17 protein-coding genes are annotated in these 18252 nt (G+C 35.9%); 3 read left to right on the top strand and 14 right to left on the bottom strand.

Going from position 1 to position 18252, the window contains the following annotated elements; all coding sequences use genetic code 11:
- Positions 1–7: 7 nt before the first annotated feature.
- Complete coding sequence (locus HMPREF1208_RS03015) at positions 8–382, bottom strand: Asp23/Gls24 family envelope stress response protein (RefSeq protein WP_016424874.1); 375 nt, start codon at positions 380–382, stop codon at positions 8–10.
- A gap of 336 nt (positions 383–718) precedes the next feature.
- Here HMPREF1208_RS03015 and rpmB point away from each other — a divergent pair, with 336 nt between their 5' ends.
- Positions 719–907, top strand: a complete 189-nt coding sequence (gene rpmB, locus HMPREF1208_RS03010) for a 50S ribosomal protein L28 (protein WP_016424873.1) — start codon at positions 719–721, stop codon at positions 905–907.
- Positions 908–974: 67 nt separating this feature from the next.
- On the opposite strand, the gene HMPREF1208_RS03005 is transcribed toward rpmB, so the two are convergent.
- From HMPREF1208_RS03005 to def, 9 genes are all read right to left on the bottom strand, one after another.
- Positions 975–1613, bottom strand: coding sequence for a thiamine diphosphokinase (locus tag HMPREF1208_RS03005; protein ID WP_016424872.1), 639 nt, complete (start codon positions 1611–1613; stop codon positions 975–977).
- A 3-nt stretch (positions 1614–1616) separates the two neighbouring features.
- Complete coding sequence (rpe, locus tag HMPREF1208_RS03000) at positions 1617–2267, bottom strand: ribulose-phosphate 3-epimerase (protein WP_016424871.1); 651 nt, start codon at positions 2265–2267, stop codon at positions 1617–1619.
- Positions 2267–3142: a ribosome small subunit-dependent GTPase A gene (rsgA, locus tag HMPREF1208_RS02995; RefSeq protein WP_016424870.1), complete on the bottom strand. Its 876-nt coding sequence runs from the start codon at positions 3140–3142 to the stop codon at positions 2267–2269. The genes rpe and rsgA overlap by 1 nt, the downstream gene beginning before the upstream one ends.
- 179 nt (positions 3143–3321) lie before the next feature.
- Positions 3322–5346, bottom strand: coding sequence for a Stk1 family PASTA domain-containing Ser/Thr kinase (gene pknB / locus HMPREF1208_RS02990; protein WP_016424869.1), 2025 nt, complete (start codon positions 5344–5346; stop codon positions 3322–3324).
- Positions 5343–6086, bottom strand: coding sequence for a Stp1/IreP family PP2C-type Ser/Thr phosphatase (locus HMPREF1208_RS02985; protein ID WP_016424868.1), 744 nt, complete (start codon positions 6084–6086; stop codon positions 5343–5345). Before HMPREF1208_RS02985 ends, pknB begins: the two co-directional genes overlap by 4 nt.
- A 6-nt stretch (positions 6087–6092) precedes the next feature.
- On the bottom strand, positions 6093–7187 hold the full coding sequence (gene rlmN / locus HMPREF1208_RS02980; RefSeq protein WP_016424867.1) for a 23S rRNA (adenine(2503)-C(2))-methyltransferase RlmN: 1095 nt from the start codon (positions 7185–7187) through the stop codon (positions 6093–6095).
- A gap of 6 nt (positions 7188–7193) precedes the next feature.
- The gene (gene rsmB / locus HMPREF1208_RS02975) at positions 7194–8495 is read right to left on the bottom strand and encodes a 16S rRNA (cytosine(967)-C(5))-methyltransferase RsmB (RefSeq protein ID WP_016424866.1); all 1302 of its coding nucleotides are present in this window, start codon (positions 8493–8495) and stop codon (positions 7194–7196) included.
- The gene (gene fmt, locus HMPREF1208_RS02970) at positions 8496–9428 is read right to left on the bottom strand and encodes a methionyl-tRNA formyltransferase (RefSeq protein ID WP_016424865.1); all 933 of its coding nucleotides are present in this window, start codon (positions 9426–9428) and stop codon (positions 8496–8498) included.
- Positions 9421–9906, bottom strand: coding sequence for a peptide deformylase (gene def, locus HMPREF1208_RS02965; RefSeq protein ID WP_016424864.1), 486 nt, complete (start codon positions 9904–9906; stop codon positions 9421–9423). Before def ends, fmt begins: the two co-directional genes overlap by 8 nt.
- A 457-nt stretch (positions 9907–10363) precedes the next feature.
- On the opposite strand from def, the gene HMPREF1208_RS02960 reads away from it, so the two are divergent.
- Positions 10364–10984, top strand: coding sequence for a hypothetical protein (locus HMPREF1208_RS02960; RefSeq protein ID WP_016424863.1), 621 nt, complete (start codon positions 10364–10366; stop codon positions 10982–10984).
- A gap of 638 nt (positions 10985–11622) precedes the next feature.
- On the opposite strand, the gene priA is transcribed toward HMPREF1208_RS02960, so the two are convergent.
- The 4 genes from priA to gmk form a co-directional block, all read right to left on the bottom strand.
- Entirely contained in the window at positions 11623–14031 is a 2409-nt protein-coding gene (gene priA / locus HMPREF1208_RS02950; RefSeq protein ID WP_016424861.1) for a primosomal protein N', read from the bottom strand.
- Entirely contained in the window at positions 14028–15233 is a 1206-nt protein-coding gene (gene coaBC / locus HMPREF1208_RS02945) for a bifunctional phosphopantothenoylcysteine decarboxylase/phosphopantothenate--cysteine ligase CoaBC (protein WP_037559104.1), read from the bottom strand. Before coaBC ends, priA begins: the two co-directional genes overlap by 4 nt.
- Before the next feature lie 194 nt (positions 15234–15427).
- A complete protein-coding gene (rpoZ, locus tag HMPREF1208_RS02940; RefSeq protein WP_016424859.1) occupies positions 15428–15637 on the bottom strand; it encodes a DNA-directed RNA polymerase subunit omega in 210 nt (69 codons plus the stop codon).
- On the bottom strand, positions 15637–16260 hold the full coding sequence (gene gmk, locus HMPREF1208_RS02935; RefSeq protein WP_016424858.1) for a guanylate kinase: 624 nt from the start codon (positions 16258–16260) through the stop codon (positions 15637–15639). Before gmk ends, rpoZ begins: the two co-directional genes overlap by 1 nt.
- Before the next feature lie 161 nt (positions 16261–16421).
- On the opposite strand from gmk, the gene HMPREF1208_RS02930 reads away from it, so the two are divergent.
- Positions 16422–18125, top strand: coding sequence for an Rqc2 family fibronectin-binding protein (locus tag HMPREF1208_RS02930; protein ID WP_016424857.1), 1704 nt, complete (start codon positions 16422–16424; stop codon positions 18123–18125).
- Positions 18126–18252: the final 127 nt, after the last annotated feature.

Raw genomic sequence — 18252 nt, 5'->3', positions numbered from 1 at the left:
TATCCTCCTATTTGTCATTCCCGTCATTATTAAAACGTACGCCCTGTACAAAAATATTCACAGAGTTTACTTTTAGTTTTAATGTATGCTCTAAAGTATATTTCACTGTTGATTGCACATTTTGCGCAACTTCTGAGATTTTAACGCCATAGCTGACAATGATATGCATATCAACATCTAATACGCCTTCATTTTCTCTCACAACAATACCTTTAGCATAATTTTCATGTCCGAGAATTTCTGCAATACCATCTCTCACTTGCTGACGAGATGCCATACCCACAATACCGTAACATTCTACAGCTTTTCCGCCTACAATAGATGCTATCACTTCGTTTGAAATGTCAATACTACCATAATCATTCGTAATTTCTAATGCCATATCATACGCCTCCTATTCTCAATCAGTCCGCTTTATGTCATCATCCATTTTTTAATTTTCAAAACTTACATGAACAAAATGTAAAGAAAATCAATTTCTAGTAAACCTTATATTACTATACATACAAGTCTTATGCCAATGGAGATGTTCCTTGTTCGTCATTCTTAGCAAACAACGTTTAATCACAACAGTAAATTATATCAGAAATCGACCACTACAAAAAGTAATATCTGAAAATATACCCTAATTTAATATTGCATGTCAATGTTTAATGTGGTATATTACGTTAGTATGTAGTAGCAAAGTGTATTTGTATTTCTTAAAGGAGGTACGATGATGGGTAAAGAATGTTTCGTTACAGGACGTAAAGCTTCAACAGGAAACAACCGTTCACACGCGTTAAACGCTTCAAAACGTCGTTGGAATGCTAATTTACAAAAAGTTAGAATCCTTGTTGATGGTAAACCTAAAAAAGTTTGGGTTTCAGCTCGTGCTTTAAAATCAGGTAAAGTCACTCGCGTATAATTAACAAAATAGATTAAAATAAAACGAGTCTTTATGTGGAAGACTCGTTTTTTTGTTGCTTTAATTTTTATTCGTCACGGCTTCTCATAAGAAAAACCGCCCCTTCATGAACAATCACTTCGCCCTTATCCTCTATAAATTCATTTGAAATCGTCAGTGTGGATCCGCGTTGTAAAGTCACTTCATCTAATTCATACTTAAAACCTTTTAAAGATAACTTCACCTGATCTGCACCTAAAGGAAAAGATACATATTTAAAACTTTCATTATTCTCGATTGTGTAGCGACCCTCTGTTAAATATTCAATCTCATTCATTTTATCAATTATTACTATTTTCTTGTTTACAAAATCTGGATTTTGGAGCAATGCCATTGCGCCCATAAAGTGATCTAGTCGTCCACCTGTAGCGCCATAGATTTGAATGTCATCGTAACCTAAAGCAACTGCTTGGTGAACCGCTAGCGCTAAATCTGTATCTGCTTTTTCTGCAGGCACAGGTTCAATTGCAATATGCGATTTAATCCATTCACGTTCAGAAGATGAAATCGAATCAAAATCACCTACCGCAAAAACAGGTGTGATTTGATGTTGAAGTAAAAGAAGTGTGCCTCTATCAACACCCGCCCACTCTTGATCATGATGGTGTTCTAATAGTTTTTCAGGTAAAGTACGAGAACTACATAACAAACAGATGCTTTTTGTCATGGGCTATGCCTCACCTTTTAAAATTTGTGTGGCTTGCTGATAATTTTGTTGATTAAAGAAATAAGAACCAGCCACTAACCAATCCGCACCCGCTTCAATCACTTGAGCTGCTGTTTCGGCATTGACACCACCATCAACTTCAATTTTAAAATCAAGTTCACGTTGTTTTCTTTGTTCTTTTAATTGCGCTATCTTTCTTAATGATGATGGAATAAATTTTTGGCCACCAAATCCAGGGTTTACGGACATAATCAGAACATAATCCACTTCATCTAAAAGCGTGTCTAAAGCACTGATGGGTGTACCTGGATTAATGACAACACCCGCTTCAACCCCTCTATTTTTAATTCTTTGAATAATTCTGTGGATATGCGGTGTAGCTTCATAATGTACAGACAGTTTATTTGCACCTTTATCGATAAAAGTATCAATATACTGCTCTGGGTTATTAATCATTAAATGAACGTCAATCGGTAAAGATGTCGCAGATCGGACAGCTTCAAGAATTGGAAAACCAATTGAAATATTTGGAACGAATTGACCGTCCATCACATCAAAATGCAGCGCATCTACCCCTGCACGCTCAAGTTCAATCATTTCCTGTTTTAAGTTCAGAAAATCTGCCGATAATAAAGAAGGAAATATTTTTGTCATTAGTACCTTACCTTTCGATTAGAAATTTCATTAAAAAGTTGAACATAATGCTGATAACGGAATTCAGGTAGCTCATTTTGTGCTACTTTCTCTTTGACATGACATTTGGGTTCATTAATATGGTAACAGTTTCTAAACTTACAAAGTTCACCCAATTGTGCGATATCGATAAAATAGTCTCGAAGCTCTTCCTTTTCGATATGTTCAAAATCTAAAGCGCTAAATCCTGGTGTATCAGCGATATGCCCATTTTCACGCTTATATAATTCGACATGTCTTGTTGTATGCTTACCTCTATTTAAAGATTGTGATATTTCATTCGTTGCCAACGCTAAATCTGGCGCATAGCGATTTAGAAGCGTTGATTTCCCTACACCAGACTGACCGCTCAATACAGCCAAACCAGGCGCCCAATCTTTAAAGACACGCTTCACATCGTCATCTTTACCAATAAATTGTGTTTGATAACCTATTTTCTCATAATAATCTAATGTGGCTTGAATTTTAATTTGCTCATCTTTAGACGCAAGATCTTTTTTAGTAATTAAGATGTTAGGATGTAGACCATATGAATGTCCGATGACGAGAAAACGATCTAAGAGTTGACTTGAAAAATTGGGTGACACCGCGCTCATCACAACAATCAACAAGTCAATATTACTCACAGGTGGGCGTTTTAATTCATTCTTCCGAGGATGTACATGCTGAATATAGCCTGATGAATGGGTTTCAATATCGATGTCGACAATATCACCAACAATCGGCGAAATTTGTTTTTTTCTAAAAAGCCCTCGTGCTTTTGCATCATATATTTCACCTTCAACATCGACTCGATAAACACCACTTAATGATCTGATAATTCTACCTGTTTTCAAATTCACACCTCATTTTTTCCTTTAGATTCCTTAGTTATTATATCAAAGCCAAGCACACAAAGACATTATAAAGTGCGGAACGAATCCATCATCTCTATATTAAATATATAGAATATGAGAATACGCCATATGGTTTCGAATGCTTAAACAACATTTGAATCATATGGCGTATTGATTAGTTATAAATCATCGTAATGAATTGTTTTTCTGTCAACCGTTTTCCCATCTACTTTAATTTCATAATGACCTGAATCATCTTTAGGTATCGTTAAATTTAAAGGATAAGAAATACTTTTAGAAATAGTGAAAGTTTCAGCCGGTGAATCGCTATCATTATTTTTATCTTGGATATACACTTCTACTTTTTGTGCTTTTTTGTTTTTACCACTATATGGAATTGTCACATTTTCAGAATAAGGTTTCTCCCGCACAGTTTTAGAATCACGATCTGCTTTATCCTCACTGTCATCATCATCTTCTTTGCCGGTAGAGACGATAAATCTTACAGTGTCTCCTTCATCGACGTTCGTCTTTTTAGGTGTGTGATTAATGATATGATTTTCTTTCACATGATTATCTGCACGTTCTTTTTCTATTTCAACATTTAAACCTTTGTCTTCTAGCTCTTGTTTGACCTTATCGTAATCTTGATTTGTGTAATCATCAACATAGATTTGTCGCTTTCCAAGTGACTCGGTAAGCTGTACTGCATCTTTAGTAACGACAACATTTTCACCTGGTGTAATACTTTGTGCTTCTATGCTTACTTTTTCAAAATCATTTTGCGTGTACGCTGTTGTAAAAGTCACATGACTAAAGCCTAATTCCTTCAACTTATTCTCAGCATCCCGTTTAGTCATACCGATAAGATTCGGCATTTTTTCAATATGCTGGCCTTTAGAAATAACAATATCAACCTGACTGTTTTGTTCTACTTTTGAGCCAGCTTCCGGTTTAATGGCCATAACACGTTCTTTATCATAATGGTCACTATATTCATGTGAAATGTGGCCAATTTTAAGCTTGTTATCTTTTAATAACTTTTCAGTTTGTTGTTCTGATTTACCCAGTACATCAGGAACTTGGCTATATTTATTGCCAATCATAGCTGCGGCCATAAAAACAAACAAACTTGCAACTAACAGGACTAAGATAAGACCAAAGACCACTTTTTTACGGACAGAACGCTTTTGTGTTGGCACATAATAAGAGGCCTTCTTAGACTGTTTAGGCTCAGCTTGTTTTTCTGTTTGAACGATTGGAATTTGTGTTGTTTCTTTTACAGATTTTTTTTGTTTATCTTGTTCTATTTTTAGCGCATTTTTATCGATAGGCACTGTTTTCGTTTTAGAGGTATCCGATTCATATAGGGGTTCATTTTTACGACTAGGATCTAGTGTAGACATGACATCACTCGCCATCTCTGAGACAGAGCGATATCTATTACTTTGCTCTTTTTCTGTCGCTTTTAAAATGACGTTACTTAACGCTTGCGGAACATTTCTTCTTTTATCACTTACATTAGGGACCGTCTCTTGTATCTGCTTAATCGCAATACTAACAGGCGTTTCGCCATTAAATGGTGGCTGTCCAGTTAACATTTCATACAAAACGATACCTAAAGAATAAATATCAGAGCGCTCTCCCGTTTTCTCACCTTTTGCTTGTTCTGGTGAAAGATATTGCACTGTTCCGACTACGTGATTCGTCTGGGTCATCGCTGTTTCACTTAATGCTTTGGCGATACCAAAATCCACAATTTTTAATGTTTGATTACGATCAATAATCATATTTTGCGGCTTAATATCCCGATGGATAATCCCTTGTTCATGTGCATGACGGATGCCACTTAAAACTTGCTCCATAAATTGTAGTGCTTTTTGTGGCTGTAAGGGCCCATGTGCTTTTATATAATCTGACAAAGTTGGTCCCTCAATATATTCCATCACTAAAAAGAAACAATCATCTTCTTCACCCACATCGAGTACGCTCACAATATTTTTATGAGATAACCGTGTCGTATTTTGCACTTCTCTTTCAAAGCGTTGCACTGTTGCTTGTTTTTCATTCGGCAAAATATGAATCAATTTGACTGCCACTTTACGATTTAAAATGGTGTCCATCGCAACGTAGACATTCGACATACCACCGCCGCCAAGAATTTGGGTTAATTCATAGCGATCATCTATCAAACGCCCTATCATACAGGCTCACCTGCAATTTCTGCAAGAACAAAAGAGATATTATCTTTCGCTTCATGTTCGACAGCAAGATCAAGAATCGCTTGACCTGTCGCATGAATATCTTGTTCTTGTTTTAAAACATCATGTATTTTATGAGATTTGACATAATCAGTTAAACCGTCAGAATTTAAAATCAGATATTGATAAAATTGTGTTCGCTTCGTAAAGATATCTGGTGTAACAAAACGATTTGTACCCATGACTTTAGTAATAATATGTCTTCTTGGATGTAGAAAAGCTTCTTCCTCAGTTATTTCACCTAGCATCACCAATTGATTTACAAATGTATGATCGATCGTAATTTGATCCATACGTCTTCCATTCGTGAGATAAGCACGAGAATCTCCTACATTTGCGACCACGATATGATGATCAAATACAAGCGCACAGACGCATGTTGTTCCCATACCTTGATAAGCAGGATTTTGTTGTGCTGTATCATATAGATCACGATTCACAACTTGTAAAGTATGTTTCAACCAATGTTCCGCTTGTTCTGGCTCAATATAATTTTCTGCTTCAAATCGTGTTTGTAAGGCTTCTACGACAAATTGAGATGCGACCTCACCTGCTTGGTGTCCGCCCATCCCATCACACATGACTAAAAGTTGTTGATCTGTTTTGTTATAAAACACACCACCTGCATCTTCATTATTTTCACGAAAATTCCCTGTCACTGAAAAAAATTCTGCATTTAACATTATGTTCTACCTCGTTTCCGCTTGTCGTTCCTTTGCTCTTAGCTGTCCACACGCAGCATCAATATCCGAACCTTGTTCACGTCTAATTGTAGCATTGATTCCTAATTTTTTTAATTCCTTTTCAAATTTAAAAATATCATCTTTCGGTGTTTTAACATAATTTCTCTCAGGAACATGGTTCACAGGAATTAAATTCACGTGACAGTTGAGCGGTTTAATCAGTTGTGCAAGTTCACGTGCATGTTCGATTTGATCGTTTACACCGCCAAACAAACCATATTCAAATGTAATACGACGGTTTGTTTTTTCTTGATAGTATTGAATAGCATCCATCAATTTGTTGACATCGTACGCTCTATTAATTGGCATTAGTTTTGAACGAATTTCGTTATTTGCTGCATGCAAGCTTACCGCGAAATTAATTTGTAATGATTCATCAGCAAAGTCATAAATTCTAGGTACAATACCTGAAGTGGATACTGTAATATGACGTGCACCAATATTCAAACCATTGTCATCATTTACAATTTTTAAGAAATCCATCATCTCATCGTAGTTTTCGAAAGGTTCACCTATGCCCATGATTACAATAGAAGAGACACGCTCGTCTGTTTCATCTAATGCTTTTTGAACAGTTAAAACTTGAGACACGATTTCACCAGCCTCAAGATTTCGTTTCAATCCTCCAAGTGTAGAAGCACAAAACGTACATCCTATACGGCAACCGACTTGTGTCGTGACACAAACTGAATTCCCATAATCGTGACGCATTAATACCGTTTCAATTGTATACCCATCTTGTAATTCAAATAAAAACTTAATCGTACCGTCTCGGCTTTCTTGTTTAACGACGGTTTGTAACGTCGTAATTGAAAAATGAGAGTCCAATAAATGTCTTAAATCTTTTGAAAGATTTGTCATTTCTTCAAAACTATTAACTCTTTTCTCATATAACCATTCAAATATTTGCTTTGCTCTAAAACTTTGTTGCCCTTGTTCTTTTAACCAATCCTTCATTTCATCAAATCGTAACGAATAAATCGATTGCTTTTCAAAATCAGGAAGAAATTTATTTTTCTTCTTTTTTTCAGCTGTAATCATTCACCATTATCCTTTCTTTTTTACTCTCGTGATAAAGAAACCATCTGTATTCATATCTTGCGGTAAGAGTTGTAATGTTTTTGTATATTCTCCATTGCGCGGGTCAATCACAGGGTCAAATTCAAAATCATGGTTTGACTTTAAAAATGTATAAATTACATTTTCATTTTCTAGTTGCTCAATTGTACAAGTCGAATAGACAAGTGTACCCCCTGGTTTCAAATTCTGAGCAACATTATTTAATAACTTAAGTTGAATTGTCACTAATTCATCTATAACTTCAGGTGTCATCGTATACTTGATTTCTGGTTTATGTCGAATTACCCCTAAACCACTACAAGGCGCATCTAACAGTATCTTGTCAAACATTTGATCGTAAGGTTTTGTTGCATCATGTTGCATCGCTTTAATATGCGTAAGCCCCAACTTATGAATATTATTTTCTATTAACGTAATTTTATGGTCATGCAAATCTGTAGCTAACACCTGGCCTGTCCCATTTAATAATTCCGCAATGTGACACGCTTTACCGCCCGGTGCACTACAACTATCTAAGACCGAATCTCCTGATTGAAGGTTTAACATATGCGCAACAAACATTGAACTTTTGTCTTGAATACTCACATAACCTTTTTTAAAAAGAGATGTATGCATCACACCATGACCTGAAACATGTAAACATTCAGGCAAATGGTCATCCTTTTCAACGTGTAATCCTTCTTTTTCTAGAGCTTCTTTTGCCTCGTCAATGGCGATTCGAGTTTGATTCACACGTACTGTTTGTGCAGCGGGCAATAGTAAGTTTTCGGCAATAGATGTCGTCACAGCTTCTCCAAAATGAGTTAACCAATGTTTTATAATCCAGACAGGAATACTGTATTTTACAGAAAGGCGTATTTCTTTCTTTTTTATCGCATCGATATCAGGAAGATTTTGCGTCGTCACTTGTCTTAAAATCGCATTGACCACGTTTCCTGTCTGTTGCCCTCCACGTTGTTTAGCAATATTCACTGCTTCATGAATAATTGCATGTGTTGGAATTTTATCTAAATAGAGATGTTGGTACAGACTCATCCATAAAAGTCGACGCACCCAGCCTTTAATTTTCGTCTTAACAAAAGGTTTTAAATAGAAATCTAAAGTTAGCTTTCGTTTAATCGTCCCATAAACAAGTTCAGTGTATAATGCACGGTCTGCTGGATTTAAAGCATATGACTGTAATGTTTCATTCATTTTCAAGTTACTATAAGCCCCATCTTTAATGACAGCTTCAATTGTCATCAAACTTAGTTCACGTACCGTTGCCATTTACACAAATTCCTTTCCTACAAGGTTTTCTTGATAACCACTCAGGAATTGCGACACTGGCATCCGTTTTTTTCCTGATAACTGTATTTCAGTTAACGCAATGCTGTCCTCAGAGCCTGTTCCGACAATGATTTGTCTTTTTGTCGTTTCAATAATTTGACCCGCTTTACCACTTTGATTTTTTACAATTTCAGCAGCGTATATTTTCATCGTTTTATCCTCAAATTGCGTATATGCAACGGGCCATGGCGACAAACCTCTAATATGGTTATAAATTGTCAATGCATCACGATCCCAGTGTATGCGTTCATCTTCACGTTGTATATTCGAAGCGAATGATACATGTGCCTCATCTTGAGGTGTACGTGAATTTGTACCATTTAACAGAGATGGAAGCGTTTCTTCTAATAATTCTGTACCGAGCTGACTCAATTTATCATGCATCGTCCCTACATTGTCTTCCGCTTCAATTGGAATCGCACGTTGAGAGATAATGTCACCGGCATCTAGTTTTTTGACCATATACATGATCGTTACACCTGTTTCAGCTTCACCATCAATAATCGATTGATGAATGGGTGCACCGCCACGATATTTAGGTAATAAGGATGCGTGTACGTTTACAGCACCAAAACGCGGATGTTCCAACAATTGTTCAGGTAATAACTGACCAAATGCCGCAGTCACTATGAGGTCACACTCCATTGCTAGTAACTGTTCCAATTCGTCTGAATGCACTAACTTTTCAGGTTGATAAACAGGAATTTGATGTGCAACAGCCACTTGTTTTACAGGTGGTGGGGTTAAAACACGCTTACGTCCGACAGGTCTATCCGGTTGTGTAACTACCGCAATAACCTCTTCTTTTTCAATTAACATTTCTAAAATTGATGTTGAAAAATCAGGTGTGCCCATAAAAATTATTTTACTCATCTTCTAAATATGCCTCCAATTCTGCATCAGAAATTTCACGATCCATCACATCTACAAATAATATCCCGTTCAAATTATCAATCACATGTAAAATCATACGCGCGATATCATCATACGCTGTTAACTCGACTTCATTACCCTTAATATCAAAACTCTTTACTTTAATCATTTGACTTCTCGTCACTTCACCAAAACGTCCAGGAACACTTAAACAACCTTCTAATTCTGTCGTCTTTTCTTCAGATTGACTAATGACTTCTGGGTTAATTAATTGTAAAAGACCATCTTGCTCCATATCGACCAGTGCAATTTGTTCTTCCACACCAATTTGAGGCGCTGCCAATGCTTGTCCCCCTGCATCATACATCGTATCTTCAAGATCTTGTAGAACACGTTCAACGTGGCTGTCAAACTTCGTCACAGGGGCTGACTTTTTTCTGAGACTCGGATGAATATTCGTTCTTATCTTTTTTATCATATGAAGCTCCAGCTCCTCATAAAAAATTTATCATTATATTATAGCTTATTACGTCAAAAATTGCGATAACTATCCGCTTTCATCATAACAAAAATAATGAAGTGATACATGGGAATGAAACACAATCCTCAACTTTAACTTATACTACAACAATCTAACCTTTTTTAATGACAAAAGATGAAAAAATTATCGTTACTTTTGATAGCATTAAAAACTTTCTAAACGTTTATAAATTATCAAAAAAGATTCCGCCAATCTATATTTCGCGGAATAATATTAATATTGTGTTTAACAACATTGTATAAATTTTAAAATTGTCATTTGGAACTATTTAATGCATTCAAACGAAAAAGCTTAACTCGATTTTATTTGTTCACCTATTTAAGTTTAGTAGAGTTTCAATGTAAAAAGAATACAATTGTTAACACCTATCAATCATTTATGGAGGAGATTGTTAATGAGAAAAATATTCACTTTAATTTTTACAAGCCTTCTGATTTTAACAGCTTGTAGCGAACCCGACACCGATAAGCAAAGCACGTCTAAACATAAACGCTATTCTAAAGAAGAAAAACACACTTCTAAAAATAAAACAGTTGAAAAGCCCCAAGCCAATGTTGTCACAACTGATGAGGATATTAAAGAGGATGAGAATAAAACAACACTTCAAGAAGATACATCACAAACTCAATTGGATACACACAATGTGAGAGATAGAGCAACATTAGAACAGATACTCAACGGCGATTATACTGACCAACAAAAAATTGAAGCCTATAATAGTGCGGTGGCGAACGGTGTTATCCCTCAAGGCAACGTAATGGAAGGACCTGCATTAGCAGCATATGAAAGCTCATTACGTATCGAACGCGGTGAAGAAAAGTCAGTATACGAAACACGTGAACCAGAAACATTTGATTATGACCATAATGGCGTCTATAGAACACCTGAAGAACAAAAGGCACATGAAAAGTGGATTCAAGATCAATTAGAGTGGGAAGAACAACATGAAAAAGAACAAGAGCACGTGGGAGATATCGAAGCTGACGATGACAATCTAATAGAGGAAGATGAATAACATAAAATGCATAGTTTCTTAATTACTCATTATAACTGAACTATTCACCTGTAATTAACTCCCTATTTAAAGTAAATTCTATTCCTTTTATTATCTGTTTTGAGTAAGGCGCCTATGAAAATAAGTAAAAAATTAACAATCATAATGCCATTAAATAATGTCGTCCAGAATGATGAATCAAAAACTTTAACATTTGATGCCATCAAAAATGCTACAATAAATATAATAATCAATATAGATAAATACCATTTATTTTTAATAAGCATGATTAACATCCAATGATTTATTGAATGTATTCGATTTTATCCATCTCAATTTTCACATGCTCAAGTATATTCTTTTATTCACTACATAACAGGTTTTCAACATAAATTTTGAGTCGTCTTAAGTACCATTTTAATAAGACCGACATCTGAAAACAGATTTTGTAGCTGGTGATTCTTCTCGCAAAGCAGATTAGACTTCTCAAAAGCTTCATATTGAGAAGTCAGAGTGCTATTGCGCAATCATTAGCTACAGCAAAATTTTCTGGTCATGCGTATTCAATACGCTCAACCGTTAACAATCAAAACCTTATTACTAGAGCTGAGCGATTTATGAGTCGAAGATTGAATGGATTAAAATTTAAAATAATCGTTTTACATCATCATATGAGGGTTAATATCGATTTTTAACGCCAATTTCTTTTTAATAAACATTTCATGATAATAGTCGTCTAAATAACGTAAGGCGTCGATTAAAGCAGGTTCACTTTTATATTTAACTAAAACTTGAAATCGATATTCGTTATTGATACGTGACAATGCTGATAGTGATGGCCCTAATACAAAAGCTTTATCTGTAAGATGTTGTAACAAAATTTGATGAACATGTGATGCAGCTTGCAATACTTCCTTCATTTTTTCATGAGTGATTGTAAAATTGATGAGATAGTAATACGGTGGATATTGAGCAAGCTTTCGATACTGCATCTCTTTTTGATAAAAGCTGACATAATCATTTTGTTGGACATCATACACGGCATAATGATCAGGATTATAAGTTTGAATAATTACTTCTCCTTTTTTATCGTGTCGCCCTGCACGACCTGCAACTTGCGTTAATATTTGGAAAGTCCGTTCACTCGAGCGGAAATCAGGCAAATTAAGCATCGTATCTGCATTCAAAACACCAACTAATGTGATATTCGGAAAATCCAAACCTTTCGCTATCATCTGCGTTCCTAATAAAATGTCACCTTTTCCTTCTCCAAACTGTTTCAACAGCTTCTCATGACTTCCTTTTTTAGTCGTAGTATCAACATCCATACGTATAATACGCGCCTCAGGAAAGCGTTGATTGAGAATTTCTTCGACGCGCTGTGTCCCCGTCCCCATTTGACGAATATGTTCACTCCCACAATTTGGACATTGAGTGGGCGCAGGTTCTTGATGACCACAATAATGACATTTCAACTGATCAGAAGATTTATGGTATGTCAGTGAGATATCACAATTAGGACATTGAGGCACATGACCACAATCTCGACATAACATAAATGAGGCATAGCCCCGACGATTTAAAAACAGTACGACTTGTTCTTTTTTATTCAAGCGGTCTTCAATCGTATCTGACAGTGCATTTGAAAATAATGAGCGATTGCCATTCGCAAGTTCTTCACGCATATCTAAAATTTCGATTTCAGGTAAAGGCTGTTGATTTACACGTGTAGGCATGGCAAGTAATGTATATACGCCTTTTTCTGCTCTTGCATAACTTTCTAAACTTGGTGTTGCGCTACCTAGAACAAGTGGACAATGATGATATCGACTACGCCATTCCGCAATATCTTTTGCATGATATCTAGGATAATCTTCTTGTTTATATGTAGACTCATGCTCTTCATCAATAATAATAATACCTAAATTTTTGAATGGCGCAAAAACACTTGAACGTGCCCCTACGCTTACTTTTGCACGACCGTCTCTTATTTTTTGCCACTCGTCATAACGTTCTCCTTTAGATAAACCAGAATGTAGCACTGCCACCTCATCTCCAAAGCGACGTTTGAAGCGGATGACCATTTGCGGTGTGAGTGCGATCTCTGGTACAAGCATCATCGCTTCTTGATTATGCGCTAAAACTTGCTCAATAATTTGTAAATAGACCTCTGTTTTACCTGAGCCAGTAACACCGTGCAGTAAAAACGTCTCTGAACGTTGATTTGTGACAGCATCTTCTAACTTCACAAAAGCTGCTTGTTGCTCAGAGGTTAAAATACGCTTTTGATCTTGCTCAAATATACGTCCTTCATACGGGTCTCTTTCGACAATGGCATCATATTTTTCAATTACACCTTGCTTCTCTAAAGTATTGATTGCTGACTCTGAGAAAGTCATTGCCTTTAGTTCTTTTAAACTTACATCTCTATGATGTTCATCTAATAAAAAAGCGAGCAATTCATATTGTTTTGGTCTTTTAGTGAGTGTTTCTAAATGCGCTTCTGCTGCATCAAAATCATTCACGCGTACTGCACGTTGTGTTTTCTTTGACGTGTTTTGAGATAAAATCGTCACACCCTCAACGACATCTTTTTTCATATAAGACAACATTTCAGTAATATTTTCGTCCGCTTGTGCTTGTTTATAAAAGTAGATTCCATCATTATTAAAACATTGTGCTAGCCTATCTGGTAGCTGTGTGCGGTCTTTTATTTTAAAGGCTTTAGAATATTTCGCTTTAATTGCACTCGGTAACATCGCCTCAAGTATCGATATTCGCTTTGAAATAAAATAATGGCTGTACCATTCACTTAATTGCACTAATTCTGCAGTGAGTTCAGGTTGAATATCTTTAACTTCGATAATTGATTTGAGCCGAGATAAATCGTAATTGGCTTCAGCTTCAGATACACATTTCATGACATATCCTTGTATTTTTCGAGGTCCAAATGGAACGATAACACGTACACCAGGTTGAATGGTAGCTTCTAAATCTTTTGGAATTTGATAATCGAAAGTTTTATCTACGCTTTTTGAAGCGATATCAACAACAACTTGAGCAATCATTGGTGCCAACTACTTTCTAACGCTGATAAAATCTTTGTTGCGAGTGCTTTTTTAGGTCCTTTTTGTATCGGGTAGCTTGAACCTTCTTTAAAGAACAATGTCACTTCATTATCATCTGAACTAAATCCAATTGACTGATCTCCAACATTATTCGCAATTATGACATCAGCATTTTTGTTTTTTAATTTTTCTTTTGCATAATGCGCTACATTTTGTGTTTCTGCTGCAAAGCCAACCAATTTTTGTGTTGTTTTATGGTCCCCTAAATACTTCAAAATATCTTGTGTTCTTTTAAATTCTACAGTCACATTGCCGTCTTGTTTTTTCATTTTATGAGGTAAAGGCGTCACAGGCGTATAATCTGAAACAGCAGCCGATTTAAATATAATATCTTGTGTCTCATAGCGTTCTACTACCGCATGAAACATTTCATCTGCTGTTGTCACTGACACAAAGTCAACACCATTAGGTACGTCTAATGTTGTTGGGCCTGATACCAATGTCACTTTTGCACCTAAAGATACCAATGCTTCAGCAATCGCGTAACCCATTTTTCCTGAAGCACGATTTGAAACAAAACGGACTGGATCAATGATTTCCACCGTTGGACCTGCCGTAATCAGTACACGTTTATCTTTAAAATAATTCTCTTCTGTTGACGTCGGTCTCTCTGCCATCTCTCTTTCAAGAACATTTTTGATTTCTAATGGCTCTGCCATACGACCTTTTGCTACATACCCACATGCTAAAAATCCTTCTCCAGGTTCAATAAAATGATAGCCGTCAGCCGTCAAAGTTTTGATATTATCTTGTATGCGTGGATTTTCATACATATTGACATTCATCGCCGGTGCGATAAATTTTGGTGTCTTCGTTGCAAGCAATGTTGTTGTGACCATATCATCTGCAATACCATGGCTCAATTTCGAGATAATATTGGCAGTGGCAGGTGCAACAACGATTGCACCCGCCCAATCCCCTAATGCAATATGTTGAATTTCTTCGGGATTTTCTTCAATAAATGTATTGGTATATACCGCATTGCGACTGATTGCTTGAAACGATAGTGGCGTGACAAATTGTAATGCATGTTCAGTCAACATAACGCGTACATTAAAACCTGCCTGTGTAAGCTTGCTCGTTAAATCAATGGTTTTATATGCGGCAATACCACCTGTTACAGCTAACAAAATATTTTTCATCATTTCCACTCCCGTTTTTTCGCTCTTAAAGGCATTATAATATATTTAGTCTTTCCTTTCATTAACGCCAAATTCAAAGCTTGTCTATGCGTCATTCAAATATGACTTCCATAATAAATACGCTTTTCAATAATGACTTCTTGATCGAAGACTATTGAAAAGCGCATAATTTGATATTGAGATTTAAGTCTTAATTAAAAGTTTTTCTCATCTACATGTGGATGAATTTTACTTGCAGCAATTTCTTCAAGTGCGCGTCCTACAGTTTTTTTACTGCTGTAACTGTCTAATAATAGATGTTCAGGATCGGCTTGGATTTCTCGTGCACGCTTAGCCGCTGTTGTAGCAATTAAATATTTAGAATTGATTTTATCTTGTAATTGATGTAGCGATGGGTATAACATTATTTTTTTGCCTCCAATAACATTTTTCTATATTTAGCTTCTATACGTTCACGTTTTAAATGTTCAGCTGCGACAATACATTGAATTCGGTCTTTTGCCAAATCAACTTCATCATTCACTACAACGTAATCATATAAATTCATCATTTCAACTTCTTTTTTTGCTTCATTGACACGACTTTGAATCTTTTCAGTAGATTCTGTGCCACGACCAATCAGACGTTCAGTCAAATGGTCAAGACTTGGTGGTGCTAAAAAGATAAACAATGCATCTGGAAATTTTTTACGAACTTGTTTTGCCCCTTCAACTTCGATTTCTAAAAATACATCATGCCCTGCATTCATTGTATCTTTTACATATTGAACCGGTGTTCCGTAGTAATTTCCGACATACTCCGCGTATTCAATAAATTCATCTTCTTCAATTAATTTTTCAAATGCCTCTCTTGTTTTGAAAAAGTAATCCACCCCATCCGCTTCGCCTTCACGCATTTCACGTGTCGTCATTGAGATTGAATATTTATAAGATGTGTGAGGATCATCAAAAATACGTTTCCTGACTGTGCCCTTACCAACGCCAGAAGGGCCCGAGAGAACTATGAGTAAGCCTTTTTCAGTATCCATGCCGTACGACCTTTCTTCGCTATTCTTCTATTTATTTACATATCTTACCACAGTTTTTGTTATATTGTATAGAGTCGTTAAATTAAAAACTTTACGTCTGACGTCATTGTTGGCACATGTTATAATAGTGTAATGAAAAATTTTAAAGGTGGCAGATGATTATGGCATTTGATGGTTTATTTACAAAGAAAATGGTAGACGCGTTACAATTTCTTGTATCTGGGCGTATTCATAAAATTAATCAACCGGAAAACGATACAATTATTATGGTCGTGAGACAACAGCGGAAAAACCATCAATTATTGTTATCTATTCACCCTAATTTCGCACGCCTTCATATTACGACTAAAAAATATGATAATCCTTTTGAACCACCTATGTTTGCACGTGTATTCCGTAAACACTTAGAAGGTGGACGCATTAATGACATTCGACAAATCGGAAATGACCGTCGAGTTGAAATTGATGTTGAAAGTAAAGATGAAATTGGTGATACGATTTATCGCACAGTTATATTAGAAATTATGGGGAAACATAGTAATCTAATTTTAGTGAATGAAGATAGAAAAATTATAGAAGGCTTTAAACATTTAACGCCTAATACAAATCAGTATCGTACTGTTATGCCTGGGTTCCAATATGAAGCACCACCAAGTCAAAACAAACACAATCCATATGACGTTTCAGGTCAGCAGGTTTTATCTTATATCGATTTTAATGCCGGAAAAATTGATCGACAGCTGCTACAAACATTTGAAGGATTCTCACCGCTCATCACTAAAGAAATTACGATGAGACGCCATTTTATGACTTCTGAAACATTACCAGAAGCTTATGATGAAGTGATGTCAGAAACAACGATGCCATCGCAACCTATTTTCCACAAAAATCATGAGACAGGAAAAGAAGAATTCTACTTTATGAAGTTACACCAATTTTACGATGATATCGTGACATTTGATTCGCTCCACGAATTGCTTGATTGTTTCTATGATGCAAGAGGCGAGCGCGAGCGTGTCAAACAACGTGCAAATGATCTCGTTAAGTTGGTCCAACAATTATTACAAAAATATCAAAATAAGCTCGCTAAGCTGATTGACGAACAAGCTGGCACACAAAATAAAGAAACCCAACAATTATATGGTGAGCTGATAACTGCCAATATATATCGACTTCAAAATGGAGACAGTTCTTTAGAGGCATTAAATTACTATACAGGTGAAAACGTGACCATTCCATTAGATCCAACGCGCTCCCCTGCAGAGAATGCACAATATTACTATAAACAGTATAACCGTTTAAAAACGCGTGAAAGAGAATTAACGCATCAGATTCAATTGACTAAAGATAACATCAATTATTTTGAAAATATAGAGCAACAACTCGCACACATTCAAGTACAAGAAATAGATGATATTAGAGAAGAGTTAGTAGAGCAAGGTTATTTAAAACAGAAAAAACTTCAAAGAAAGAAAAAGCAACAGAAGATTCAATTACAATCTTATCTTTCAACTGACGGGGATATGATTTTAGTTGGTAAAAATAATAAACAAAATGATTATTTAACGAATAAGCGTGCTCAAAATAAGCATTTATGGTTTCATACCAAAGATATTCCTGGCAGTCATGTGGTCATATTAAACGATGACCCATCCCAAAAAACGATAGAGGAAGCTGCAATGATAGCGGCCTATTATTCTAAAGCAGGGCAATCCGGGCAAATTCCAGTTGATTATACTGCGATTCGAAACGTGCACAAACCGAGTGGCAGCAAGCCTGGATTTGTCACATATGACAGTCAAAAAACACTTTATGCAACACCAGATTATGATATGATTCGTCAACTCGAATCAGAAAAAATTTAATCGTTGTAAATTTAAATACCTTATCGAGTGGTCCTCAATCTGCACATTGATTGTCGCTCGGAGATGACTAGGGTTGCGCAAAACGCAACAAAAGCGTATGCGCAACCTAGACATCTACTGACTTAAG

Origin of the sequence: Staphylococcus sp. HGB0015, assembly GCF_000411275.1 — a bacterium.
Taxonomy (GTDB): Bacteria; Bacillota; Bacilli; order Staphylococcales; family Staphylococcaceae; genus Staphylococcus; species Staphylococcus schleiferi.
The sequence above is the reverse complement of the archived record's forward strand: the minus strand, read 5'-3'. Positions and strand labels throughout refer to the sequence as shown.